General features: G+C 67.2%; 21 protein-coding genes and 1 pseudogene. 12 read left to right on the forward strand and 10 right to left on the reverse strand.

Going from position 1 to position 25145, the window contains the following annotated elements; all coding sequences use genetic code 11:
- Nucleotides 1-4 precede the first annotated feature (4 nt).
- From JW030_RS03415 to JW030_RS03435, 5 genes are read left to right on the forward strand one after another with little or no spacing between them, the layout of a single operon-like run.
- Nucleotides 5-1222, forward strand: coding sequence for a cytochrome P450 (locus JW030_RS03415; protein WP_188044706.1), 1218 nt, complete (start codon nucleotides 5-7; stop codon nucleotides 1220-1222).
- 59 nt (nucleotides 1223-1281) lie between these two features.
- Entirely contained in the window at nucleotides 1282-2706 is a 1425-nt protein-coding gene (locus JW030_RS03420; RefSeq protein ID WP_188044705.1) for a glutamine synthetase family protein, read from the forward strand.
- Nucleotides 2703-3440 (forward strand): ABC transporter substrate-binding protein, encoded by a 738-nt coding sequence (locus JW030_RS03425; RefSeq protein ID WP_188044704.1) that lies wholly within the window; start codon nucleotides 2703-2705, stop codon nucleotides 3438-3440. Before JW030_RS03420 ends, JW030_RS03425 begins: the two co-directional genes overlap by 4 nt.
- Nucleotides 3437-4150: a gamma-glutamyl-gamma-aminobutyrate hydrolase family protein gene (locus JW030_RS03430; RefSeq protein ID WP_241095537.1), complete on the forward strand. Its 714-nt coding sequence runs from the start codon at nucleotides 3437-3439 to the stop codon at nucleotides 4148-4150. Before JW030_RS03425 ends, JW030_RS03430 begins: the two co-directional genes overlap by 4 nt.
- Before the next feature lie 11 nt (nucleotides 4151-4161).
- Nucleotides 4162-4944, forward strand: a complete 783-nt coding sequence (locus JW030_RS03435; RefSeq protein ID WP_188044703.1) for a type 1 glutamine amidotransferase — start codon at nucleotides 4162-4164, stop codon at nucleotides 4942-4944.
- Here JW030_RS03435 and JW030_RS03440 read toward each other — a convergent pair.
- From JW030_RS03440 to JW030_RS03450, 3 genes are read right to left on the reverse strand one after another with little or no spacing between them, the layout of a single operon-like run.
- On the reverse strand, nucleotides 4941-5663 hold the full coding sequence (locus JW030_RS03440) for a cache domain-containing protein (RefSeq protein ID WP_188044702.1): 723 nt from the start codon (nucleotides 5661-5663) through the stop codon (nucleotides 4941-4943). The genes JW030_RS03435 and JW030_RS03440 overlap by 4 nt on opposite strands.
- The gene (locus JW030_RS03445) at nucleotides 5660-6460 is read right to left on the reverse strand and encodes a FadR/GntR family transcriptional regulator (RefSeq protein WP_188044701.1); all 801 of its coding nucleotides are present in this window, start codon (nucleotides 6458-6460) and stop codon (nucleotides 5660-5662) included. The genes JW030_RS03440 and JW030_RS03445 overlap by 4 nt, the downstream gene beginning before the upstream one ends.
- 7 nt (nucleotides 6461-6467) lie before the next feature.
- Complete coding sequence (locus JW030_RS03450) at nucleotides 6468-10208, reverse strand: multifunctional oxoglutarate decarboxylase/oxoglutarate dehydrogenase thiamine pyrophosphate-binding subunit/dihydrolipoyllysine-residue succinyltransferase subunit (RefSeq protein ID WP_188044700.1); 3741 nt, start codon at nucleotides 10206-10208, stop codon at nucleotides 6468-6470.
- Nucleotides 10209-10365: 157 nt separating this feature from the next.
- Between JW030_RS03450 and JW030_RS03455 the strand changes: the two genes are divergently transcribed.
- The 3 genes from JW030_RS03455 to JW030_RS03465 all read left to right on the forward strand — a co-directional run bounded on the left by JW030_RS03455 (nucleotide 10366) and on the right by JW030_RS03465 (nucleotide 14333).
- On the forward strand, nucleotides 10366-11802 hold the full coding sequence (locus JW030_RS03455) for a GuaB1 family IMP dehydrogenase-related protein (RefSeq protein WP_188044745.1): 1437 nt from the start codon (nucleotides 10366-10368) through the stop codon (nucleotides 11800-11802).
- A 159-nt stretch (nucleotides 11803-11961) separates the two neighbouring features.
- Nucleotides 11962-13290 (forward strand): hemolysin family protein, encoded by a 1329-nt coding sequence (locus JW030_RS03460; protein WP_188044699.1) that lies wholly within the window; start codon nucleotides 11962-11964, stop codon nucleotides 13288-13290.
- Complete coding sequence (locus tag JW030_RS03465) at nucleotides 13287-14333, forward strand: hemolysin family protein (protein ID WP_188044698.1); 1047 nt, start codon at nucleotides 13287-13289, stop codon at nucleotides 14331-14333. The genes JW030_RS03460 and JW030_RS03465 overlap by 4 nt, the downstream gene beginning before the upstream one ends.
- Before the next feature lie 64 nt (nucleotides 14334-14397).
- Here the strand turns inward: JW030_RS03465 and JW030_RS03470 are convergent, their stop codons facing one another.
- The 4 genes from JW030_RS03470 to JW030_RS03485 form a co-directional block, all read right to left on the reverse strand.
- Nucleotides 14398-14973, reverse strand: a complete 576-nt coding sequence (locus JW030_RS03470; protein WP_188044697.1) for a hypothetical protein — start codon at nucleotides 14971-14973, stop codon at nucleotides 14398-14400.
- A gap of 113 nt (nucleotides 14974-15086) precedes the next feature.
- Nucleotides 15087-16331, reverse strand: coding sequence for a homoserine O-acetyltransferase (locus tag JW030_RS03475; protein ID WP_188044696.1), 1245 nt, complete (start codon nucleotides 16329-16331; stop codon nucleotides 15087-15089).
- Between the two features lie 103 nt (nucleotides 16332-16434).
- Nucleotides 16435-17763: a bifunctional o-acetylhomoserine/o-acetylserine sulfhydrylase gene (locus tag JW030_RS03480; RefSeq protein WP_188044695.1), complete on the reverse strand. Its 1329-nt coding sequence runs from the start codon at nucleotides 17761-17763 to the stop codon at nucleotides 16435-16437.
- 152 nt (nucleotides 17764-17915) lie between these two features.
- Nucleotides 17916-19370, reverse strand: a complete 1455-nt coding sequence (locus tag JW030_RS03485; RefSeq protein WP_188044694.1) for an amino acid permease — start codon at nucleotides 19368-19370, stop codon at nucleotides 17916-17918.
- Nucleotides 19371-19619: 249 nt separating this feature from the next.
- On the opposite strand from JW030_RS03485, the gene JW030_RS03490 reads away from it, so the two are divergent.
- On the forward strand, nucleotides 19620-20201 hold the full coding sequence (locus tag JW030_RS03490; RefSeq protein WP_188044693.1) for an SDR family oxidoreductase: 582 nt from the start codon (nucleotides 19620-19622) through the stop codon (nucleotides 20199-20201).
- Here the strand turns inward: JW030_RS03490 and JW030_RS03495 are convergent.
- A pseudogene (locus tag JW030_RS03495) lies at nucleotides 20154-21118 on the reverse strand (IS481 family transposase). The gene JW030_RS03490 and the pseudogene JW030_RS03495 sit on opposite strands and share 48 nt — an antisense overlap.
- A 110-nt stretch (nucleotides 21119-21228) precedes the next feature.
- Here JW030_RS03495 and JW030_RS03500 point away from each other — a divergent pair.
- A complete protein-coding gene (locus tag JW030_RS03500; RefSeq protein WP_241095538.1) occupies nucleotides 21229-21453 on the forward strand; it encodes a hypothetical protein in 225 nt (74 codons plus the stop codon).
- A 24-nt stretch (nucleotides 21454-21477) separates the two neighbouring features.
- Here JW030_RS03500 and JW030_RS03505 read toward each other — a convergent pair whose 3' ends face one another.
- Nucleotides 21478-22677, reverse strand: coding sequence for an FAD-binding oxidoreductase (locus tag JW030_RS03505; RefSeq protein WP_241095539.1), 1200 nt, complete (start codon nucleotides 22675-22677; stop codon nucleotides 21478-21480).
- 54 nt (nucleotides 22678-22731) lie between these two features.
- Between JW030_RS03505 and JW030_RS03510 the strand changes: the two genes are divergently transcribed.
- A complete protein-coding gene (locus tag JW030_RS03510) occupies nucleotides 22732-23382 on the forward strand; it encodes a hypothetical protein (RefSeq protein WP_188044691.1) in 651 nt (216 codons plus the stop codon).
- A 7-nt stretch (nucleotides 23383-23389) separates the two neighbouring features.
- Nucleotides 23390-24118, forward strand: coding sequence for a uracil-DNA glycosylase (locus JW030_RS03515; RefSeq protein ID WP_370567012.1), 729 nt, complete (start codon nucleotides 23390-23392; stop codon nucleotides 24116-24118).
- A 30-nt stretch (nucleotides 24119-24148) separates the two neighbouring features.
- On the opposite strand, the gene JW030_RS03520 is transcribed toward JW030_RS03515, so the two are convergent.
- Nucleotides 24149-25138, reverse strand: a complete 990-nt coding sequence (locus JW030_RS03520) for an alpha/beta hydrolase (protein WP_188044690.1) — start codon at nucleotides 25136-25138, stop codon at nucleotides 24149-24151.
- Nucleotides 25139-25145 lie beyond the last annotated feature (7 nt).

The following is a 25145-nucleotide window of genomic DNA, read 5'->3' on the forward strand; positions in this document are numbered from 1 at the left end:
ACGAATGACTACACAAGCGACGCGATCGGATGCCCCGTACCTGGACATCTCCGCGCCGGGCTTCGCGATGAGTTCCGAAGAGGTCCGCGACGCCCGCGAACAAAGCTGGTATGCCCGTACGAACTACGGTATCGCTGTGCTGCGCTACCGCGAAGTCACTGAGCTACTCAAACACCCCAGCCTCAACCAGGGCAGCGCGAAGTGGCCCGAGCACCACGGCGTGCACTCCGGAGTGTTCTATGAGTGGTGGTCGAAGAACCTGCTCGTGCTTGAGGGGGAGGAGCACCACCGCATCAGGCGGCTGCTGAACCCGGCGTTCTCGCCGACCATGGCGCGTCGGCTTGAGCCGGAGTTCGTCACGGTCGCCGAAGAGCTGATCGGTGAGATGGTCGCCAAGCACGAGCGCGGCGAGCAGATCGAGTTCGTCGGTGACTTTGCCGAGCCCTACGCCACCAGGGCGCTCTGTGCGATGCTCGGGCTGCCGCACGAGCACTGGCAGTTCATTGCCGACCGGGCGAACACGGTCGGATATGCGCTGAGCGTGTCAATCAAGGAAGACATCGAGCGCATCGACGTCGCCGTCACCGAGCTTTACGAGTTCGTCGATCAGCTCATCGCAGAGCGCCGTGAGGCACCAGGCGAGGACGTCGTTTCGCGCCTCGTGAAGTTCTCGGAGGACGGCGACAAGCTCAGCGACACGGAATTGCGAAACGCGCTGGTCCTCATGCTCTTTGGCGGCATGGACACGACCCGCAACCAGATCGGACTGCTGGTGCAGACCTTCATTCGCAACCCCGAGCAGTGGGAGCTTTTGGCTAAGCGGCCCGAGCTGGCGAAGGCCGCACTCGAGGAGGGGCTGCGCGTGAATCCCACGACGCGCTGGGTCACCCGCGAGGCGAACGAGGACTTCAACTTTGACGGACTTGATATCGCGAAGGGGACCACTGTTCACCTGTTTACGATGACGAGCGGCACGGACCCGGCGGCGTACCCAGACGGCGACATCGACCTGTTGGCCGAGGACCGCAAGCCGCACCACACCTTTGGTGGCGGCATGCACCACTGCCTCGGGCACTACATCGCACGCGGCGATATGAGCGTCGCGTTGCCCTTGCTCGCTGCGCGGTTCACCGACCTGGCCTGCCCGGGTGACGACGAGTGGCTGCCTGATTCGGGGAACACTGGGCCGATTCGGTACCCACTGACCTTCTCGTTGCGCTAACCCATACATTCAGGATCGCCACACACGCTTCGCACACTGATGTGCTGAGAGAGGAAACCATGAACACCACTACCCTGACGCGAGGGCGCTTCGGCGCCGCGCTGCGCGAGGTTCTCGCCGATGACACCGCGTTCACGCGGCATCAAGAGGCAAACCTCCGCCCCGACACGGTCGCCGAGTTGAAGCGAAAGATCGAAGAATCTGGTGTGAAGTTCATCTACTACATGCTGCCCACGCTGGGCGGCCGGACGGTCGCCAAGGTTGTGCCCGCGGAGCACTTCGAGCGCAACCTCCGCAAAGGCATTGCCTTCCACCGGACCGCGCTCTCCGATCTCCAGACCAGCCGCGAGGGCGAGCTGATCGGCGGCGGCGTCGAGGCGCACGAATTTTGGGGGCTGCCCGAGCCCGAGACGTTCCAGGCGTTGCCCTGGGACACCGAGGTCGGTCGCATGTTCTGTTCCGCGTATGAACCGCCGCACCTGCCAGGCGTTGGCGGCCGGCTGCTGTCGCTCGACGCGCGCGCGCTGTTCCGTGCCGCTCACGCTGGTTTCACTGAGCGCACCGGCCTCACGCTGCGCAGCGGACTCGAGCCCGAGATGACCTGGGTCGGGCCCGGCATGGAAGTCACATCGAAGGAAGACCAGAGCCCCGCCTATCAGGTGGAGAACCTTGAGAAGATGCGCCCGGTGTACAAGCGCATCATCGGCTACGCCCAGCAGCTCGGCTTCGACATGATCGAGGGAGACTACGAAGACAGCGGCCAGCTCGAGCTCAACTGGAACTATGACCGCGCTGAGCTGACGGCCGAACGGATGACGACCTACCGTCAGATCTGTAAGCAGGTCGCCCGCGAACTCGGCGTGCAGGCAAGCTTTATGCCTAAGCCGTACAACGGCAAGATGGGCAACGGTTGCCACCACAACCTGAGCCTGTGGCGAGGCGAAGAGAACGTGATCGAGGACGGTCGCGTCGAGCTGCATGTCACCGATCTTGCCAAGAACGCGATCGGCGGCATGCTGCTGCATACGCCCGCGGCGATGCTCGTGATGGGCTCGACCGTGAACTCGTACAAGCGCTTCTGGGACGTGGGACAGTTCGCCCCCTCGGCTGCAGACTGGGGGCTGGACACCCGCGGGGTCGCGATTCGGATCTCGTCGAACGGTCGCATGGAATACCGTCTGCCCGATGCCAGCGTCAACCCGTACCTGTCGCACCTCGTGCTGCTCGCGGCAATCGAGCACGGGCTCGAAACTGGCATCGAGCCGGGCGAGCCAGGCAACCCGAGCCCCGCGATCAGCGGTGTCCAGATGCCGCGCACCCTGGGTGAGGCGATTGACGCCTTCCAAGCCGACGACTACCTGATGGACGCGCTCCCCGCAGATCTCACGAGAATCTACGTGCAGTTGAAGCAGGACGAGTGGGCTCGGTACTGCGGCAACATCTCGCAGTGGGAGTTCGACCAGTACTGGGAGGCGATCCCGTGAGCCGCATCATTCGCTTCGCTTGCATTGATTCGGAGGCACTGCCGCTCTTTGCGAAAAGCCCGGACGGAGTCACTCGATCGGGGTACGAGCCGGCGGCCGCGGCCCTGGTCTGCGAACGCCTCGGCGCACGCCTCGAATGGGTGATGGTGCCGTGGGAGGACATGATCCCGGCCGTCCGCCGGGGCGACGCCGACGCGGTCTGGTGCGGGCAGGGAATGACCGAAGCGCGCGCTGCGCTCGTCGATTTCACCAGTCCATATGCGATCTTCAATGAGACGGTCATCGTGCGCGCAGACGATGCTGCGCGGGCGCCGATTGACCTCGCGGGGTACCGGATCGGGGCCATCGAGAACTCAACGAACATGCTGCTGGCCGAAACTTTTGCGGACGTCACCCTCGTGAGTTTCGGCTCGAGCGATGACGTGTTCGGCGAAATGATCGAGGCCACCCGCTCGGGTGCGATTGACGGCTTCGTGGACGACGACGTCGTGATGATTCCGCTGGCGCAGGAGGACCCGGACTTCGCGGAAGCCTTCACCGTCGCGACCGGAAACCGTTGGGGAATTGGGGTGGCGCCCGGAAACGACGCGCTGCGGTCCGAGATCGACCAGGCGCTCACTCAGGTGATCGAGGACGGGTCGCTTGAGCGTGTGTGGCTCGAGTGGATGCCGCTGCTGCCGTTCCCGTTGCCGGCGCCGCTCGCGGCAGGAACCTTGGAGATCGAAGCGAAGTGACGACTCAACGTGCTCCCAGGATCGCCGTGACCGGGATGTGGTCCAACCAGGTGCACGGACTGCGCTTTGGCGGGAATGCCGTCTCGGTCGCGATCTTGCGCTCGGTCATCCGCTCGGGCGGCGAGCCTCTCACGCTTTTTGCGGAGGGTGTGTCGCCTGCGGCGGATCGCCTGGTGGGCTTCGACGGACTGCTCGTCCCAGGCGGAGCCGACGTTGACCCGTCGCGCTACGGCGAGGCGCCGCACGCGGCGACGCAGGTCGCCGATGCTGCGGCACAGGACGAGTTCGAGGCGGAGATGATCGCGGCGGCGATCGCGATGGAGATCCCTGTGCTCGCGATCTGCCGCGGCTTCCAGCTCACCAACGTCGAACACGGCGGGAGCCTCGTGCAAGACCTGCCGGGCGACAGCGTGCATCGCAACGGCACGCACCCGGTGGACATAGCGCCTGGCAGCCGGCTTGCGGGCATCGTGGGGGCAGAGCGCGTCACCGTGTCCTCCTACCACCACCAAGCGGTGGGCCGGCTCGGCGGCGAGCTGATCGCCGTAGGGACCGCACCGGACGGCGTGGTCGAGGCGATCGAACACCCGACGGCGAACCTCGTGTCGGTGCAGTGGCATCCTGAAGACACCGCCGAGAGCGACCCGCAGCAGCACGCCATCTTCCAATGGCTCACCGATCAGGCCAGACTGGTCCAAGAACAACGCTAGGGAGTACAGGAATGACGACAAGTCAGGGCCGGATTTTGGTGATCGAGCACCAGGGAGATGCCGGAATCGGACTGGTGGGAGAGCACCTGCGTGAGCTCGGGGTGCAGCTCGCGGTGGTCGGTCCTGACACCGGCGTCGACATTCCGGATTCGCTCGACAACGTCGACGGTCTGATCGTGTTGGGCGGCTCGATGGGGCCAGATGAAGACGACAAGGCGCCGTGGCTTCCCGCGACGCGTGCGCTGCTCGCGCAGGCAGTCGCCCGAGAGGTGCCGACTCTGGGTATCTGCCTGGGTGCCCAGTTGCTTACGAGCGCCACCGGCGGCCGCGTGCACGAGATGCCGCAGGGCCCCGAGGTGGGCTTGCGCTCAGTGCACTTCGCCCCGGAGGCGGCGGCGGACCCGCTGTTCGGTGCACTCGCCGACGTCGAGGTGCCCGTGCTGCAGTGGCACTGGCTCGAGGCGGAGCGGTTGCCCGACGGGGCGAAGCTGCTGGCCTCGAGCGAGGGGTGTGTGAACCAGGCCTTCCGGCTGGGATCGCGCGCCTGGGGCGTGCAGTTTCACCCCGAAGCGCTCGGTGGCACTGCGAGTGACTGGGTCGCCGATGGCGCCGGAGAGCTGGCTGAGCTGGGCATCTCGGGCGATGACCTGGTCAGCGCGGTGCGTGCTGCCGAGCCGCAGCTGCGAGACGTCTGGGGCCGTATTTCTGGGCGCTTCGCCGAGATTGTCGCGGCAGCTTCGACGCCTCAGCCCGAGCTGCCGATCTCTGGCGGGTCGAACGCGGTACAGCGTTAGGCGGCTCTGGCGACCGAGTGCAGGAGGCGAAGCGAGTCGACGAGAGGGTCGAGCACGATCAGGTTGGTTCCCTCGGGAGGCTGCGCAACCAGCTCGCCCGGAAGATACGCTGCCGAATTGCTCACGATCACATTCCCGTGCCGGTTCAGGATCACGACCTCGTGGTCGCACGCCCGAAGAATCGGCATCAAGGTGGCTTCGAGGTCGCCGACGAGTAGATCATTGCCGACAGCGCCAACCCGTCGCCCATCAACCTCCGCTGGAACGGTGATGGTGACAACGTAGGACTCAACACCGAGATAGTCGATGTACGGGCCGACTGCGGCGCGCGCGCCCTCGAAGAAGGCGCGTTGAAACCACTCGTGCTGCTCGTAGTCGTAGTAGCGATCGGCGCCAGGAACGACACCGAAGGAGTATCGCGCGAAGCGGGACTCTTCTTCGCGGACCCACCATTCAAGCCGGCCGTTGTCGGTTCCGAGCGCGGAATGTGCGAAGATCAGGCCGCAGCCGTCGACCACGGGATGCTCGGCAAGAAACGCGGTTGACGTAGCTTTCATGCGCCGACGATTCGCATCAGTCATATTCAGCAATCCATGTGCATCGAGGTGCAGCTCGGACGTGAGCGCCGCGCTGAACGCCGTGAGCTCGTCGAAGTGGCCTTGGAACCAGTCGCGCACGTTCGCGAGCGTATCGTCGAGGGTGGCTCGAGGGTGACTCATGCTGCATCTCCCGGGGGTCGACTTCGTGCCTGGCGGGCCGTCTCATCGACTGTTGAGTCGGGCAGCGCCAGCTTCGCCTCGATGATGCGCCGCACCCCGCGTACGGCATGCTCTTCAGCGAGTCGCTGCGCCTCGGAGGGACGCTGCTGCTCGATCGCCATCGTGATTGCGAGGTGGTCGGTGAAAGCGAGATGCGGAGAATAGCGGGATATTGCGTCACACCAAAGGAACGGGCTGCCTTCCGCCTGGAGCCGCTGCTCGGCAGTAAGTAGACGCGGCGAATGGCTCAGCACCGCGATTTCTATGTGGAAGCGACTGTCAGTCATGCTCCGCTCTTGAGCATCACGTGCTTCGCGAGCCCGAAACGCGAGTTCGGCCAACCTCGTCGCATGCCCAGCGGGTGTGCGCTCGGTAGCGAGCCGGGCGGCCGCGCCCGAGATAGCTGCGTGCTCGTCCGCGAAGTCGCGGAGTGCAACGACACTCGTGGCGCGCAGTGCGTCCCGCAGCATCGAGGGCTCCGGGAATGGTGCCTTCACGACGAAGGTGCCCCCATTGCGGCCGCGTCGGGTCTCAACGATCCCGCGCGCACGAAGGCTGGCGAGAGCCTTGCGCAGCGTCGCAACGGCGATGCCGAACTGAGCCGCAAGTTCCATTTCGGGAGGCAGCCGTTCGCCCACCGCGAGCAGGCCGAGCGAGATCGCCGAGGCGATTCGCTCGGCAATCCCACCCACCTGCGCGCCAGTTGCGTCGCCATCTACACCCTGGGGAGATGTGAGCGCTGAGACGAGAAGGGACATCTTGCGCCTACGCGCCGGCCCCGAAGCTCAGCGCTTCGCTGACGAGCGCTGCCTGCTCGACCGCGTGCACCTTGGCCGACCCGGTGGACGGAGCCGCCGAGGACGGGCGCGAGACGCAGCGAATCTTGTCGTTCGCGAGGTGCTTCGACAGCTCGAGCGAGATGAACGGCCAGGCGCCCTGGTTCTCCGGCTCGTCCTGCACCCACACCAGTTCCGCGTTCGGGTACTGCGACAGCGTGGAGGTGAGCTCGACCTGGGGCACCGGGTAGTACTGCTCGATGCGCACGAGCGCGACCCGCGGGTCGGGGTGCTTATCCAGCTCCGCGCGCAGGTCGTAGTACGTCTTTCCCGAGACAAGGATGACGCGCTCCACGGCCGCGCGATCCTGCACCTGCGGGTCGTCCAGGACCGGCTGGAACGCGCCAGTCGTGAAGTCCTCGACGCTCGACGTTGCCCCACGAAGCCGCAGCATCGACTTCGGAGTGAAGACGATGAGCGGGCGGCGCGGCCGCGAGTACGCCTGGCGGCGCAGCAGGTGGAAATAGCTCGCCGGCGTCGACGGACGTGCGACGGTCATGTTGTTCTCGGCGCACATCTGCAGGTAACGCTCGATACGTGCGGACGAGTGGTCCGGGCCCTGGCCCTCGTAGCCGTGCGGTAGCAGCATGACGACCGAGGAACGCTGGCCCCACTTCTGCTCCGCGGACGAGATGAACTCATCGATCACGGTCTGCGCGCCGTTTGCGAAGTCGCCGAACTGTGCTTCCCAGAGCACGAGGGCGTCCTCGCGCTGCAGCGAGTAGCCGTACTCGTAGGCGAGCGCCGCGTACTCCGAGAGGAACGAATCGTAGATCCAGAAGCGAGCCTGGTCCTCGGACAGGTTCAGCAGCGGGATCCACTCCTGACCGTTCTGGCGGTCGTGGAAGACGGCGTGCCGCTGGGCGAAGGTGCCGCGGCGGGCGTCCTGACCCGCGAAGCGCACCGCGGTGCCCTCCACGAGCAGCGAACCGAGGGCGAGCAGCTCGCCGAAGCCCCAGTCGATGCCGCCCGAGCGACTCATCTCGACGCGCTTGTTGATGAGCTGCTGCAGCTTCGTGTGCACGGTGAAGCCGGCCGGCTTGTTGCCGAAGGCGTCACCCACACGCTCGATGACCGAGCGGTCGACCCCGGTCGTTTCGGGCGCCTCGGCAGGCGGGGTCTCGACCGGGAGCTCGGCGGCGACGCCGGTCGTATCGATCACCGGGATCGACGACGTCTGGGCCGCGTGCGTCTCCTGGAACGCGCGCTCGAGGCGATCGGTGAAGTCCTGCTTCGCCTTCTCGTATTCCTCGGGCGTGATGTCGCCGCGACCCACGAGGGACTCGGTGTACAGGCGGCGCACGCTGCGCTTGGCCTCGATGAGGTCGTACATCAGCGGCTGCGTCATCGAGGGGTCGTCGCCCTCGTTGTGCCCGCGGCGGCGGTAGCTGATCAGATCGACAATGACGTCCTTGTGGAAGCGCTGGCGGAACTCGTAGGCGAGGCGCGCCACCTGCACGACAGCCTCGGGATCGTCGCCGTTCACGTGGAAGATCGGCGACTGTACGGCCTTGCCGATGTCTGACGAGTAGATCGCCGAACGCGAGTCCTGGGGGAGCGTGGTGAAGCCCACCTGGTTGTTCACGATCACGTGGATCGTGCCGCCCGTGCGGTAGCCGCGCAGCTGAGACATCTGCAGCGTCTCGTAGACGACGCCCTGGCCGGCCATCGCGGCGTCGCCGTGCACGAGCACGGGAAGCGTGGTGAACGATCCGATCGGCTTGAGGTCTTGCTTCGCGCGCACGATGCCCTCGAGCACGCCGTTGACCGCCTCGAGGTGCGAGGGGTTCGCCGCGAGGTAGATCGGCACCTGGGTGCCGTTCGGGGCGGTGAAGACGCCCTCGGTGCCGAGGTGGTACTTCACGTCGCCCGAACCGGCCTTGCCCGACTGGGCGCCCTCGAACTCGCGGAAAATCTGGCCATACGTCTTGCCCGCGATGTTCGAGAGGACGTTCAGGCGGCCGCGGTGCGCCATGCCCATGTCGACGCTGTCGACGCCGTCTTCCGCGGCCTCGATGAGCATGGCGTCGAGGAAGGCGATCACCGACTCGCTGCCCTCGAGGCTGAAGCGCTTCTGGCCCACGTACTTCGTCTGGAGGAAGGTCTCGAAGGCCTCGGCCTCGTTGAGCTTCTCCATGATGCGCAGCTGCTCGTCGTGCCCGGGCTTCGCGTAGGGCACCTCGACCTTCTGGCGGATCCAGGCGCGCTGCTCCGGATCCTGAATGTGCATGTACTCGATGCCGATCTTGCGGCAGTACGAGTCGCGCAGCACGCCGAGGATGTCGCGCAGGCGCATGGTGCGCTCGCCGCCGATGCCGCCGGTGACGAACTCGCGGTCGAGATCCCAGAAGGTGAGTCCGTGGGTCTCGATCTCAAGGTCGGGGTGCGAACGCTGTACGTACTCGAGCGGGTCGACGTCGGCCATGAGGTGGCCGCGCACGCGGAACGAGTTGATGAGTTCCTGCACGCGGGCCGTCTTGTCGACGGCGCCGGAGATGTCGACGTGAATGTCCGACGCCCACCGGATCGGTGCGTACGGGATGCGCAGCGCGGCGAAGATTTCCTCGTAGAAGCTGTGCCCGCCGATGAGGCGCTCGTGCACGAGCTTGAGGAACTCGCCGGATCCTGCGCCCTGGATCACGCGGTGATCGTAGGTGCTCGTGAGGGTGATGGTCTTGCCGATGCCGAGGTCGCTGAGGACGCGCTGCGACGAACCCTGGAACTCGGCGGGGTACTCGAGGGCGCCCGCGCCGATGATGCAGCCCTGGCCGGTCATGAGGCGAGGAACCGAGTGCACGGTGCCGATGCCGCCCGGGTTCGTGAGCGAGACCGTGGCGCCGGCGAAGTCGCCAGCGGCGAGCTTTCCGCCGCGGGCGCGCTTCACGAGGTCTTCGTACGCGGCCAGGAACTCGTTGAAGTCGAGGGTGTCTGCGCGGCGGATGGTCGGGACCATGAGGGCGCGCGTGCCGTCGGGCTTGGGGAGGTCGATCGCGATGCCCAGGCCTACGTGCGCGGGGGCAATGACCGACGGCTTGCCGTCGACCTCGCCGTACGCGACGTTTTGGCTGGGGAACTCCTTCAGCGTCTGGATGAGGGCCCAGCCAATGAGGTGTGTGAACGACACCTTGCCGCCGCGGCTGCGCCGCAGGTGGTTGTTGATGACGATGCGGTTATCGATCAGCAGCTTCGCGGGCACCGTGCGCACGCTCGTCGCGGTCGGGACCGTCAGGCTCGAGTCCATGTTCTTGGCGAGGGTCTTGGCCATGCCGCGCAGCGGCGTGACCTGGTCCTCCGCTTCGACGGCGTCGATGACGCCGGTGGCGGGCTTTGCCTTGGGGGCGTCGGCCGGGATCGGGGCCTGGCGCGGCGCGGCGTTCGTGGTGCGTGCCTCGACCGGCTGCGTGATGGACGCGGTGATGGGAGCGGTGACCGTCGGGATCGGCGATGTGGCGGGCTGCGCTGCGTCAGGCGCGGTTGCCGCGGGGGCGGGCGATGCCGCCTCGGCTTCCTCGGTCGTGCCCTGGTAGCGCTCAAGCACGGGCCACCACGATCGATCGACGGAATCTTTATCGGCGACGTACTGTTTGTACAGCTCGTCTACTAGCCACGCGTTCGCACCGAAATCTTCTGCGGTACTCCCGTTTTCGGGAACGCCCGTCTCGCCAGTCAAAACTGATCGCCCTCTCTCTGCGCGAGTGCGCGCGTCGAATGCAAGGTAGTTCCGAGATGCATCTGCGCATCCCAACACCCTCAAGCCTACGACAGTTCGGCTGCGGATTCATGCGCGATAGGGGACGGCGCGCTTCCTGAGGGGTACCGTGGATGACATGAGATTCCTGAGCGATGGCGCCCACGACGATCTGACCTACGCCGATGTCTTCTTGGTGCCTGGCCCGAGCGAGGTGCGCAGCCGGTATGAGGTTGATCTGGCCCCGGGTGACGGGACGGCCGCGACGGTGCCGCTCGTGGCGGCAAACATGAATGCCGTGACCGGCCACCGGCTCGCCGCGAGCCTCGCGAGACGCGGGGGACTCGGCGTGCTCCCGCAGGATCTCGGCCCGCAGGACCTCCTCGCCGCGATCGAGTGGGTGAAGGCACAGCCGGTCGCCCTGGACTCGGTCTACCGCGTGCCGTCCACGACGACGGTCGCCCAGGCGCTCGAAATTCTCCCCGCGACCGCGGGCTACGGGTTCGTGGTGACCCGCGGCGACGATGATCTGGGTGTGGTTCCGGCGGAGCTGCTCGCTGATGCGCCACCCACCAGAGCCCTAGGGGAGCTCGTGCAGCGGCATTGGCTTTCGCTTGACGCCGAGGAAATGGCGGACGGCCGCGCGGCTTTTGACGCACTCACCGCCGCAGGATCCTCATTCGCGCCGGTGGTCCGCCGCGGCCGCATCATCGGCACGATCTCCCGCGCGAGCGCGCTGCGCAGCACGGTGTACCGGCCCAACCTGTCCGCCGACGGTCGGCTGGCGCTCGCCGCGGCCGTCGGTATCAACGGCGACGTGGCCGGGCGGGCAAAGGCCCTGGTTGAAGCGGGCGTCGACGTGCTCGTGCTCGATACGGCCCACGGGCATCAGGCCGGCATGCTGCGCGCCATCGAGACCGTGCGCGCGCTCGATCTCGGCACCCCCATCGTGGCGGGCAATATCGTGACCGCCGCCGCGGTGCGTGACCTCGTCGCCGCCGGCGCGGACATCTTGAAGGTCGGCGTCGGGCCGGGCGCGATGTGCACCACGCGCATGATGACGGCGGTGGGCCGCCCGCAGTTCTCTGCGGTGCTCGAGACCGCGGAAATCGCGGCACAGGCCGGCACGCACGTGTGGGCCGACGGCGGGGTGCGCTTCCCGCGCGATGTCGCGCTCGCGCTGGCCGCAGGCGCGGCGAGCGTCATGATCGGGTCGTGGTTCGCCGGCACGATTGAGTCCCCGGGCACGATCCGACGCGCCGCGGACGGTGGCCTCTATAAGACGAATTGGGGGATGGCCTCCGCGAAGGCCGTCGAGGCCCGGTTCTCGCGGCTGGATCCGTTCGAGCAAGCGAAGAAAGCCCTGTTTTCCGAGGGGATTAGCGAGAGTCGCGTCAGGCTCGACCCGCACCGCCCCTCGGTGGAGGATCTCGTCGATGAGATCACCTCCGGCCTCCGCAGCTCATGCACCTACGCGGGCGCTCGCTCGCTCGCCGAGTTCCGCGAAAACGCGGTCGTCGGCAAGCAGTCCGCGGCGGGCTACGAAGAGGGGCGGGCGCGCGACCGCGTCGAATAAGTCGCGGTGGATCCTGCCGCTACTCAGCGCCGGACTGATACGATTGCGCGTAATTATGGACGCATCCTCCCCTCGAAGACCGTCAGACCCTCCGAGTAGCTGCCGCGCGCATCACAGGTTCACGCCTGGGCGCGCGCGGTTCGCCGCAGGGAGCCGCCCGTGAACGACTGGCTTCTGTTCGGAATTGGTCTCATCCTCACCGTGGGAACCGGCTTTTTTGTCGCCGCTGAGTTCTCGCTCGTTGCCCTAGATAGGCACGAGCTCGAGCGCAAGCGCGAGGCTGGTGTTCCCGGGCTCGACCGGGTGATCCGAGCCCTCACGATCACGTCGACGCACCTCTCGAGTGCGCAGCTCGGCATCACCCTTACGACGCTGCTCGCCGGCTACACGCTCGAGCCGGCGCTGAGCTCGTTCCTGGCCGTGCCGCTCGCCGCGCTGGGGGTGCCCGAGGGAGCAAGGATCCTCATCACGGTGCCCATCGCGGTCGCCCTCGCGACCTTCCTGTCGATGGTGATCGGCGAGCTCGTCCCCAAGAACTTTGCACTGGCGAAGCCGCTCGCCGCAGCTCGTTTCGTGATGCCGTTCCAGGGTGGGTTCACCGCTGTCTTTAAGCCGGCGGTACTGGCGCTCAACGGCAGCGCGAACGGCATGCTCCGCGCGATCGGTGTGGAGCCCAAGGAAGAGCTCTCGGGCGCCCGCAGTGCCCAGGAACTCTCGTCCCTCGTGCGCCACTCTGCGAGCGCGGGGCTGCTTGAGGCAGACACCGCGACGCTGCTTGACCGCACGCTGCGGTTCTCCGAGCACACGGCCGCTGACGTCATGACCCCGCGCATGCGGGTCGAGAGCGTGCAGAAACTCGAGCCGGCTCAGGCCGTCATCGAGCTTGCCGGTCGCACCGGCTTCTCCCGCTTCCCCGTTATCGACGAGGATCGCGACGACGTGGTCGGCGTCGTGCACGTCAAGCAGGCCGTGTCAGTGCCCCGCAATAAGCGCTCCGAAGTCCCGGTCGCGGCGCTTTGCGAGGACGCCGTGCGCGTGCCCGACACCATGCGCCTTGACCAGCTGCTGGGCGAACTGCGTAGCAGCGGCTTCCAGCTCGCCATCGTGGTCGACGAGTACGGCGGGACCGCCGGCATCGTCACCCTCGAGGACCTCGTGGAGGAGCTTGTGGGAGAGGTCGCCGACGAGCACGACCGTGCACACGCCGGTGTGGTCGGCACCGCCGACGCGATGACGCTGCCCGCCGACCTTCGCCCCGACGAGGTGCGCGAGCGCACCGGCATCGTGGTGCCCGACGACGGGACCTACGACACGGTCGCAGGTTTTGTCATTCGTGAGCTCGGGCGATTGCCCGAGGTCGGCGACGAGGTCCCCCTTCCCGGGGGCGGCACCCTGCGCGTCGAGCGCCTCGACGGGCGCCGGATCGACCGGCTGCGCTACACGGGTGAGCCCGTGCCCGTGGACGCCGAGCAGGAGGACAAACGATGAGTGACTGGGCCGGAATTGCATGGCTCGTGGTGCTCTTGGTCGTCAACGCCTTCTTCGTTGGTGCAGAGTTCGCCGTGATCTCGGCGCGCCGATCGCAGATCGAGCCACGGGCCGAAGCTGGCTCGAAGCGCGCGAAGACGGCGCTCTACGCGATGGAACACGCGACGCTCATGCTGGCGACCAGCCAGCTGGGTATTACTGTCTGCTCGCTCGTGATCTTGAACGTCTCTGAGCCGGCAATTCACCATCTACTTGAGGGGCCGCTGGCCTTTACCGGTCTCTCGGCGCAGTTTGTGTCGATCGCGGCCTTCGTCGTGACCCTACTGATCGTCACCTACCTCCACGTCGTCTTCGGGGAGATGGTGCCGAAGAATGCCGCGTTCTCGCTGCCGGATCGCGCCGTGATGCTGCTCGCGCCGCCCCTCGTGGTCGTCTCCAAGGTGTTCAGCCCAGTGATCTGGGCGCTCAACGGGATCGCCAACGGGATACTGCGCCTGTTTGGCGTGGAACCCAAAGACGAGACGAACAGCACGTTCACGCTCGAGGAGGTCGCGAATATCGTGAGCCACTCGACGCGCGAGGGTGTGCTTGAGGACCGCAGTGGTGCGCTCACCGCCGCGTTCGAGTTCACGACGAAGCAGGCGAAGGACCTCGTCATCCCGCGCGACAAGCTCGTCACCCTGCCCCTCACGGCGACGCCGGACGACGTGGAGGCCGCGGTCACGCGCCACGGCTTCTCGCGCTACCTGCTCGCCGATGAGGATGGAGACCTGGCGGGGTACGTCCATATCAAGGACCTGCTGCGCACGGGCGACGACCGCTACACCGAGCCCATCTCACCGAAGCGTATTCGTAGCATGCTGACGATTCACGAAGACGCCGAGCTTGAGGACGTGCTTGCGCGTCTCCAGCGCACCGGCACGCACCTGGCGAGCGTCCGCACGAGCGCGGGGCTTGAGATCGGCGTCCTGTTCCTCGAGGACATCATCGAGCAGCTCGTCGGCGAAGTCCACGATGCGACTCGGCGCGAGCGCTTCGAGTAGGACGCACACAACGAATCGGGGCGGCGGGGGATAACCCCTGCCGCCCCGATTCGTTCGTTCGCGACTACTGCGCCGCGCTGAGGGCGAGCGACACCTCGAGCACGCGGGAGGTCTCGGGGAGCGCATGCATCAGGCTGTCGGGCAGGGTGATCGTCGCGTTGACCAGGGCGGAGTCGCCCGAGAAGTCAGGGGTGATGCGGATCGTCGTGTCGCGTCGTTCCATCTGGCCGACGACGAGCGTGCCGACCGCGTCGACCGTCTCGCCGCTCTGGCCGTCGCGGCGCAGCATGATCGGCTGTGTGAGGGTGAAGCTCAACTCGGGCAACCCCTCGGCGCTCGCCGCGAAGTCGGCCGCCGTGATCACGCCGTCGGTGAGGGTGAGCTCGCCGCTCGTGTGCAGTTCGCTTGAGCCGAGGACCTCGCCGGATTCGCCGCGCAGGCTTCCGATCGCCGTGGTGTCTGCGATGTAGCGTTCAGGGATCGGCGGGGCCAGTACGTCCGAGCCGGCCGCCGTGCGGAGGCTCGCGTGCACGTCCCCGAGCACCGGAGCGGCACTGCAGGCGGACAAACACAGTGGGGCGGCGATGATGAGAGCGGTGACAGCTGCGGCGGTGCCGCGAGAGACCGGAAGACCTGCCACCGCGTGCACCTCATTCGCCAGTTGATTCTTGCCGGGACCTGTTCCCGTGTCACTGCCCTCCACGCTAGACGGGCGAGGTGAGAGGGCGGTGTGAACCACCTGGGTAGATCGGGCTAGCTGGGCGAGTGCACGCGCTCGGGCGCAGTCTCGACGACCGTCTTGAGCAACCGAATCAGCTGCTCGCCGACCCGTTCATGCTCGATCAGGAAGGCGTCGTGCCCGAACGGGGAGTCGATCACGGCGGGCTCATCTCCGTCGAGATTGCCAGGAACGAGTCGCGCGATCTCGCGCTGTCCGTCAATGGTGAACAGCCGATCGCTGGGAATGCCGAGCACCACTGTCGGCATCGTGACTGTGGACAGGGCCCGCTCGACGCCGCCGCGCCCGCGGCCCACGTCGTGCGAGTTCATCGCCTGCACGAGGGTGAGGTAGCTGCCCGCGTCGAAGCGGCGCGTGAACTTGTTGCCGTGAAAGTCCAGGTACGACTCGACGGCAAAGCGCCCGCCGCTGCCGAGCGGGCTCACGGCCGACTGCCACGCCCTGCCGAATCGCTCATTGAGCTCGGTGAAGCTGCGGTAATTCAAGAGCGCCATGCGGCGCGCGGTCGCGAGCCCGTGGTGCGGGCCGACCCCGTCGGGGGTGTCGTAGTAGTCGCCGTCGCGGTACGCGGGGTCTGAGCGAATCGCCTCGAGCTGTACGAGATTCAGTCCGATTTGGTCGGCGGTAGTGACCGGGGGCGCGGCGATGACCGCGAGGCGCTCGGTGCGCTCGGGGAAGCGGATGGCCCACTCGAGGGCGTGCATGCCGCCCATAGAGCCGCCGATGACGGCGGCGAAGCGAGCGACGCCGAGCGCGTCGGCGAAGGCCGCCGCGGCCGTCACCTGGTCGCGAATCGTCAGGTACGGGAAGCGGGCGCCCCACTCTCGGCGGCCCGGGCCGAGCGAGGCCGGCCCCGTTGAACCCTGGCAGCCGCCCAAGACGTTGGGGGCGATGACGCAGTACTGGTCGGTATCGAGCGCGCGGCCGGGGCCCACGATCTCGGTCCACCACCCGTCGGTCGGGTGGCCGGGGCCCGCTGGGCCGACGAGGTGGCTGTCACCCGTCAGGGCGTGAAACACCAGGATCGCGTTATCCCCGGCAGCGTTGAGCTCACCAAACTGCTCGTACGCCATGCGGGCGTGCGGTATCTCGGCGCCCGCCTCGGTGGTGACGGTGCCGATCGGGACGAATCGGCGTTCCCCAACGGGATCGCCGTCGCGCCAGGCGCCGGAGATGGGTGGGCGTCCGATGAGCGCGCGCAGTTGCGCATCAGTAATGAAGTCCGTAGGGAACGAGTCCTCGGGCGTCTGCCAGTCCATGTGCTCCATTCTGGCGTGAGAAGTGTGTGGGACGCGCTATATGACAGACGCCCCCGCCGCGACCGGAAAAGTCGGGACAGGGGCGTCTGATTTGGCGCGAATGTTACGCGTTCGCGCGAGCCTCCGCAACGACCTTGCGGGCGGCGGCGAAGCCGGCCTCGAGGTCGGCCTTCAGGTCTTCGACATTTTCGATGCCGAGCGACAGGCGCACGAGCCCCGGGGTGACGCCGGCCGAGAGCTGCGCCTCGGGGGAGAGCTGCGAGTGCGTGGTCGACGCGGGGTGGATGACGAGGCTGCGCACGTCGCCGATGTTCGCGAGGTGGCTGAACAGGTCGAGGTTCTCGACGAGCGCGCGGCCGGCGTCGACCCCGCCCTTGAGCTCGAACGACAGCACCGCGCCGACGCCCTTGGGGGCGTACTTGTTCGCGGCCGCGTACCAGGGGCTCGACGGCAGACCCGAGTAGTTCACGCTCGCGACGTCCGGGTGGTTTTCGAGCCACTCCGCGACATCCTGCGCGTTCTGCACGTGACGCTCGATGCGCAGCGACAGGGTCTCGATGCCCTGGATCAGCAGCCAGGCGCTGTTCGGGGCGATCGCCCAGCCCAGGTCGCGCAGCAGCTGCACGCGCGCCTTGATGATGTAGGCGAGACCGTCGCCGACCGCGGCGGTGTAGCTCGCGCCGTGGTACGACGGGTCGGGCTCGGTGAGGCCCGGGAACTTCTCGACGTTCTTCGACCAGGCGAACTTGCCGCCGTCGACGACGACGCCGCCGAGGGTGGTGCCGTGGCCGCCGAGGAACTTGGTGGCCGAGTGCACCACGATGTCGGCGCCGTGCTCGAACGGACGGATGAGGTAGGGGGTGGCGATCGTGTTGTCGACGATCAGCGGCACGCCATTCTCGTGGGCGACGTCCGCGACGGCCTGGATGTCGAGCACGTTGATCTTCGGGTTACCGATGGTCTCGGCGAAGAACGCCTTGGTGTTCGGGCGGACCGCCCGCTGCCACTCGGCAACGTCGTCCTGATTCTCGACGAACGTGACCTCGATGCCGAGCTTCGCCAGCGTGTACTTGAAGAGGTTGTAGGTGCCGCCGTAGATCGAGCCCGACGAGACAAAGTGATCGCCCGCCTGCGCAATGTTCAGGATTGCCGTGGTCGTTGCGGACTGGCCGCTCGCGACGAGCAGCGCCCCGGTGCCGCCTTCGAGGCCAGCGAGGCGCTCCTCCACGACCGCCTGGGTCGGGTTCTGAATGCGGGTGTAGATGTTGCCGAACTCGGCCAGCGCGAACAGGTTCTTCGCGTGGTCCGTGCTGTCGAACACGTAGGAGGTGGTCTGATAGATCGGCACCGCACGCGACTTCGTCGTCGGGTCGGGCTGTGCGCCAGTGTGAACCTGCTTCGTTTCGAAGCGCCAGCTCTGCTCGTTCGTCATGGGGACTCCTCCGGGAGGTTGAAAGTACAAGGTTGGCTGTGTGCCTTCCGGAAGAGTACGTGCGGACCTGAGGCGCTGACAAGGGAGGGCGACACGAACGGTAACCTGCGGGTGCGCAGGATCCTGCCGAAATCGCCCTCCCAGGCGTGGCGCTAGCTCGGCGGGATCACTCGAATCGGCGCTGTCTCATCGGCCAGTTCGTGCCGCTGCCTGCCCGTGCCCCGCACGAAGAGCCGGTAACCGAGGAGCAGGATCCCGACCCAGACCGAGCCAACGATGATCGCGGGCCGCGTGCCGGGGACGATAGCGATCATGACGAGCACGAACACGATGAACGCGATGGTGGCGTATGAGGCGAAGGGCCACCAGGGGGAGGGGAACTCGCTCGGCAGCTTGTTCTGCGCCGCAATCTCGCGCTTCATGCGCACGTGCGCGATGAGAATGAACAGCCACACGACGACCGTCGCGAAGGTCGCGAGCGCGGCGATCAGGAAGAAGATCTGGTCCGGGAACAGCGCGTTCAGCACGACGCCGACGAGCAGCGCGCCCACCATCGCGACGACCGTGAGCCAGGGGACACCGGACTTGGTCAACTTCATGAAGCCCTGAGGGGCCTGCCCCTGCTCGGCGAGTCCGCGGAGCATGCGCCCGGCGCCGAAGATGTCGGCGTTGATGGCGGAGAGCGCCGCGGTGATCACCACCGCGTTCAAGACATGGGCCGCGCCGGGCAGGCCGAGCGTCTCGAAGATGGAGACGAAGGGGCTCGACTTGCCGTCGAACGTGTTCCAGGGCTGCAGCGACATGATGATGCCGAGCGTGAGGACATAGAACAGCAGGATCCGGACCGGGACCGAATTGATCGCCTTCGGGATGACCTTCTTCGGGTTCTGGGCCTCCCCGGCGGTGATGCCGATGACCTCGATGCCGCCGAACGCGAACATCACGATGGTGAAGGAGGCGAGGATGCCCCAGACTCCGTTCGGCATGAAACCGCCGTGCGAGAACAGGTTCTGCAGGCCAGCGGCGTTCTCCGTCTGGGTGGACAGGCCGAAGACGATGATGGCGATGCCGCCCGCGATCATCAGGATGATGGCCGTGATCTTGATGAGCGAGAACCAGAACTCCAGCTCACCAAAAACCTTCACGCTAATCAGGTTGAGCGCGGCGATGAAGAAGACGACCGCGAGGACCCAAATCCAACGGTCGACATCGGGGAACCAGAAGCCCATGTAGAGGCCGAACGCCGTGACATCAGCGAGCGCCACGACGAACATCTCAAAGGTGTAGGTCCATCCGGTGAGGAATCCCGCAAAGGGCCCGATGTAGCGCGAGGCGTACTGGGCAAACGAGCCAGATACGGGGTGACGCACGGCCATCTCGCCGAGGGCGCGCATGACCATGAAGACGGCAGCGCCGCCGATCACGTACGCGAGCAGCACCGCGGGGCCAGCGGTTTGGATGGCGCCGGCCGAGCCCATGAAGAGTCCCGTGCCGATGGCCGAGCCGAGCGCCATGAAGCGGATATGGCGGGCAGTCAGGCCGCGTTGCAGCTGAGCGGGGGCGGCGGCGAAGCGTTGCTCTGCGGTCGTGCTCGAGGAGGGATTCATCGCAGTCCAGACACGGGGAGTGAGGGCGAAGACTGACGTGTGAAAAGCGTCGAAAACTGCCGGGGGACGGGGGTTTTGGGCTGGGCGTCATTGCTCATGTTTGTGAATGTAGCAAGGCGCTGCGTCGGGGAACATGAGGTGCCGGTCGCTGTCGTCCGTGATCCCAGACCAGGGGTGCAGTAGCCTGCACAGGGACAACATCTCGGTCGGGAACGGCCCAAGTAATTGTAACGGAGAAGGGCAGGGCCGATGACGCAGCGCGTCGTAGTGACCGGGGCAAGCTCAGGGATTGGGGCCGCGACGGTACGCCGCTTCGCCGCGTTGGGCTGGCACACGGTGGCCGTCGCCCGGCGCGAGGATCGCCTGCTCGAGCTCGCCGCAGAGACCGGCGCGCACCCCATCGTGTGTGACATCACTGACGAGGCGGACGTCGCCCGGATGGCCGCCGAGGTCGCGGCCACGGGCGGGGCCACGGGGCTCGCCAACGTCGCCGGGGGCGCGCTCGGCGCCGACTGGGTCGAGGCCTCGTCGAACGACGACTGGCGCTGGATGTTCGAGGTCAACGTGCTCGGCCTGCGCTCGGTGACCGCCGCGCTCCTGCCCGTGCTGCGCGACGCGGTCCGCAGCGGTGCCGACGGCGGCACCATCTTGAACCTCACCTCGACGGCGGCGCTCGACGCCTACCCGGGCGGGGGCGGGTACAACGCCGCGAAGTTCGCGGCCCACGCCGTCACGAGCGCGCTGCGTCTCGAGCTCGCGGGTGAGCCGATTCGCGTGATGGAGCTAGCTGTAGTTCCCAGTGACGTTGTGAACACGTTCCGCTGGGGTTAGCCCTCCGATCCCGGTATGGGGTCTGTGGTGATTGTAGTGATGAAGCCAGGTGTCGTAGGTTGCGGCCCTGGCTTCATCACTGTCATAGGTGACGGCGTAGGCCCATTCCTCAGACAGAGTCCGGTTGAAGCGTTCGACCTTTCCGTTCGTTTGTGGCCGATACGGGCGGGTAAAGCGATGCTTCACCCCATCGCCGAGCGCCCGCGCGAATGCGCCGGAACGGTAACAGGAACCATTGTCAGTGAGGACCTCATGGACGATGATGCCGGCGTCGGCGAAGAACGCGTTCGCGCGCTCCCAGAACCCGGCAGCGGTCTCCTGACGTTCATCGGTCAGGATCTCTGAGTAGGCGAGCCGGGAGTGGTCATCGACGGCGTGATGCAGAAACGCATACCCGCGGCCCTGCTTCTTGTTATTCCGGTTCCCGATCGTACGCCCGAGCATCCGATGCCCGCCCCCATCCGGGATACGGCCCTGTTTCTTGATATCCACATGAACCAGATCGCCAGGGGTTGGGCGCTCGTAACGGACCACCTTTGCCCGGCGGACCGGCAGACCGGTGACCTGGTCCAGATACGCAAGCCGTGGCATCCGATACCGCTGGAGCACGCGTTCAACCGTTGAACGCCCAATATGGAGGTGATATCAGATGCGATGCGGACCCCATTTTCGGGTGAACCGCAGCGCGAGAATACGCCGCTCCGTCCTGACCGCGGTCCGTTTCGGAGAGACAGCGGGCGCGACGACAGATCCGACATCGAGAGCCCAGCCCGATACCGACCGACCCACTTCGCCGCCGTTGTCAGGGACACCTGGAACCGTTCCGCTGCCCGGCGGACCGTCCAACCATGGTCAACGACCAGCCGTGCGAGTTTGATGCGCCCTACCGGCGTCAATGGTGCGTTAGCGTGAGTCACGAAGACCTCCGTGTTCAGAATGTGAGTGTGGTAACCCACATCCTGCCGGAGGTCTTCGCTATCTCAACTGTCCACAACGTGTGTGGGAACTACAGCTAGCGCCGGGTCTCGTGCACACTGAGGAGTTCACCCTGAACCGCCTGCGCGGCGACGCGGCTGCGGCGGCCAAACCCTACGCCGACGTCACGCCGCTCTCGGCAGAGGACGTCGCCGAGGTGCTCGTGGGGGCGTTCGCGCAACCAGCTCACGTGAACCAGGACCTCATCGTGCTGCGCCCGGTCGCGCAGACGAGTGTGTTCCACACGCACCGCGGGGCACTGACGCCGAAGAGCTAGCGCGCGGCTCCCTGTCGCTGGGGCCTAGTGGCGCCCCATGGCGGACGGGCCAGTCTTCGCGGGCGCATCGGCGGCGAAGCGCTCTGGGCTCCAGTGCTGCATGAGCTCGACATCGACGGGGACATTGGTCACCACATCGGCAAGCAGTTCGCCGAGCAGGGCCGACACCTTGAAGCCCTCGCCTGAGTCGCCGCAGGCGATCGTCACCTCGGGGCGCACCCGCCCGATGACGTAGTCCCCGTCGGCCGAGTCCGTCCAGGTGCACACCTGGGTGTCGAGGACGGTCGGCGTGACGTGGGTGAGGTCTCGCTCTACACGCGCACGGATGACCTCGGTGCGCTCGGGCACCTCCGCCCGGCCGAGGTCGTCGCCAAGGGTGCCGCCCGCGAGCGGCCGGAGCGGGGTATCCAGGCCGACCTTGTAGCCGGCGCCACCCGACGGCATCGCGTAGATGCCGGGCACGGCGTCGGTCGGGCCGTCAAACAGGGCGGGAAGGTCGGGGGCGGGCGGACGCTGCAACGGGTCGCCGAAGTACACGACCTGCTCGAGATACGGCGTGAGCGAAATGTCGAGGCCGAGGCTCTGCAGGATCGCCCCGGATCCGGGGCCCGCGGTGATGAGGACCTGCTCCGCGTCGAGCTCGGCGCCCCCGGTAAGCGCGACCGTGGCGAGGCCGCCCGCGGTGGAGACCCCCACCACCTCGGTCTGCGGGAGGTAGGTGCCCCCGGCCGCGACGAACGCCGCGAGCGTGCGAGAGAGCAGGACGTCGGCGAGCACGACCCCGGCGTCGGGCACGAAGATCGCGTCGCGGCCGTCGGGGCGAAGGCCAGGGATAAAGTTGCCGACCTCGTCGGCGGGGACCTCGGTGTGGGCAATACCGATTGCGGCGATGGCCGCTCGCGCAGCGGGGAGCGAGGGCACGTCCCGCCAGAGCATGCCCGTGTGCCGAAACACCGGCTCGCCCACGCGCTCGCCCAGCCGTTCAAACGCCCCAACCGTGCCCGCGAGCATGCGCGCGCGCCAGGGCTCGGTGTCGGCGAGACGCCAGAGCCGGCTACTGCCGCCAGAGGAGGCGAAGAGGGATCCGGCTTCGAAGCGCTCGATCAGCGTGACGGCGTAGCCCCGATCCTGCAGTTGGAGGGCGGCGGGCGTACCCCAGGCCCCCGCTCCGATAACGATGATGCGGGTGGGGGAGTCGTGCTGCGCCGTTGCATTGTGCATCATCCCATTCTGGCAGCCAGGCGAGGGCCCCGCGCTCGGGCGACTACCCTAGGGGGTGTGAGCATTTATCTTTTGGGCGGGGGCTCCGCCGAGCTCGTTGAATCTGACTTCTCGCGCGAGTTTCGCGCCGTGGCCCGGTTGGCGGAGGCAAAGCCGACCCTGCTGGCGCTGGGCGACGCCGCGGCGGGGGCCGCGCTGGCCGAGCGACTCGGCGCCACGCTCGTGGACGCTGCCGACGCGGACGCGGTGCGCGCCGCCCACGGTGTCGTAGTTCTCGGCAAGGACCGTCGGGCGATCGCCGCGAGCCTGGTTCCCATCGCCGAAGCGCTGCGCGACGCCGTCGGCGGCGGCGCGCCCTACCTGGGCATTGGGGCGGGCGCGGCGCTCGCTGGCGACGCCGCGATCCTCGGCGGCGGCGAAATCGGCGGCGTTCCCGTCGGACCGCTCGGCGACGATTCCGAGGTCGAGCTCGGCGAGGGGGCAGGTCTCGTGGATCTGCTCATCGAGGCGGACTCCATCGGCGCGGGCACGCTTCCGCGGTTGATCGCGGTCGCCGAGGCCGGCCTCGTCGGTCAGGCGCTCTCGGTTGATGCCGGGACGGCTCTCATCGTGGGCCAGGGCGCCCTCGTCGTGCAGGGCAGCGGCAGCGTGTGGCAGGTCGTCGGCGGCGACGGTGCCGTCACGGTTTCGACCCTCGGCGCCGAGTAGGGCGTACGTGGCTGAGCCTGACGGCCGAGCTGCCTCGTCGGCGGCGGTCCCCGGGCTGCCGGCGCTGCTCGCGCAGTCCGGCGTCGCCGCAGACTGGGCAGAGGCGCTCTCTCCGCTCGTCCCCGAGCTCTCGCTCATCGGCCGGTTCCTAGCCCGCGAGCGCGAGGCAGGGGCCGACGTGTTGCCCGCGCAGGACCGCATTTTCGCGGCGTTTGGCACCCCGCTCTCGCGCGTGCGGGTGCTCATCGTTGGACAGGATCCCTACCCGACCCCGGGCCACGCGATCGGGCTCTCCTTCGCCGTTGACCGGGACGTCAGCCCGCTACCCAGGAGCCTCCAGAACATCTCGCGCGAGCTCGTCGACGACCTCGGCGTCGCGCCCTTGCCGCACGGTGACCTGGGCGCCTGGGCGGACGCGGGCGTGCTGCTGCTCAATCGCGTGTTGACCGTGCGCGCGGGCGACGCTGGCGCGCACCGCGGCCGCGGCTGGGAGAGCGTGACGGAACACGCGATCCGCGCCCTGGTCGCGCGGGGCGGGCCGCTCGTCGCGATCCTGTGGGGAAACGACGCGCAAAAGCTCGCGCCGATGCTCGCCGGGGTGCCCGTGATCGCGAGCGCGCACCCGTCGCCGCTCTCAGCCCGGCGTGGGTTCTTCGGCTCGCGGCCCTTCAGCCGGGCCAACGAGGCGCTCATCGCGCAGGGCGCCGAGCCGATCGACTGGGAGATTCGGGACTAGCGGCTGCGCCCCGTGTAGCAAGCGGACGAGCTATCGCGGCAAAGACTCGAGGAAGCTGAGGCTCTCGTCCGAGATGATCTTCCGGGCTGCGTCGTGCGAGATGCTCGGCACGCCATCGCCTGGCTGTTGGCCGTAGTCCCCGAAGAATGAATGGACAGCCCCGCCGACCACTACATATGAGGTGTCTGCCGGAAGATCCATCTGTGAGGCCTCAATCTTGGCGGGCGTGGCGAGGCCGTCCAACGAGCCTGAAACGGACAGGACCTGGGCTGAGAGCGCACCCATGTCTGTGGCCGGGTACGAGGCGTAGAGCATGAGGCCGATAACCGGATCGCTCGCGGCGTCGCTGAAAGACTCGGCATCGATCGCAGCGACGGTACCGCCCAGCGAGTGGCCCCCAACGACCCAACTCGTGAGGTCGTCAGCGGTGTCTCGGGCCTGACCAAACGCGCCTGTGGACAGGAAAGCGATTCCGAGGGGCTGCTTCGGGATCCACACTCGATACCCGCTCTCGGCCAGCGGCCGCAGCACCGCAGCATAGGCGCGGGCATCAACGCGCGCGCCTGGCTGGAAGAACACACCTATCTCGTGTGCCTGCCCGGCCGGGGAAAACGTGATGCCGGTGGGGGTTTCGGTGACCGTCACCGTGGCGTCAGAGCGCATGGCCGAGAGCGCGGGCTCGGTAGCGGAGAAGGGGACGAGCCAGGCGCAGGTCGCGATGATCGCCAGCGAAACGGCCATCAGGACAGCACGGAGCACCTTGAAACGACGTCGAGCAGCCCGGCGCGGGCGCCACGCCAGTACACCGCACACCGCGCTGACGCCGAGAACCGTGGCGAGCAGGATGGTGTACGCGGGATGCCCATGGATCAGCATTTGCCCGGTCGCCCATGCGGCCCAGATGGACACGAGCACTCCGGCCGCGGATATTGCGCGACTCAGCCAGAGAAACACCGTGTCAACCGGGATCGCGGCGCGCGACTGGTGTGTCGGCGGCGAGAGTTCCTCGGGGTAGGTCATCGGTCAC

The sequence above is a fragment of the Leucobacter sp. CX169 genome, from assembly GCF_017161405.1.
GTDB lineage: Bacteria > Actinomycetota > Actinomycetes > Actinomycetales > Microbacteriaceae > Cx-87.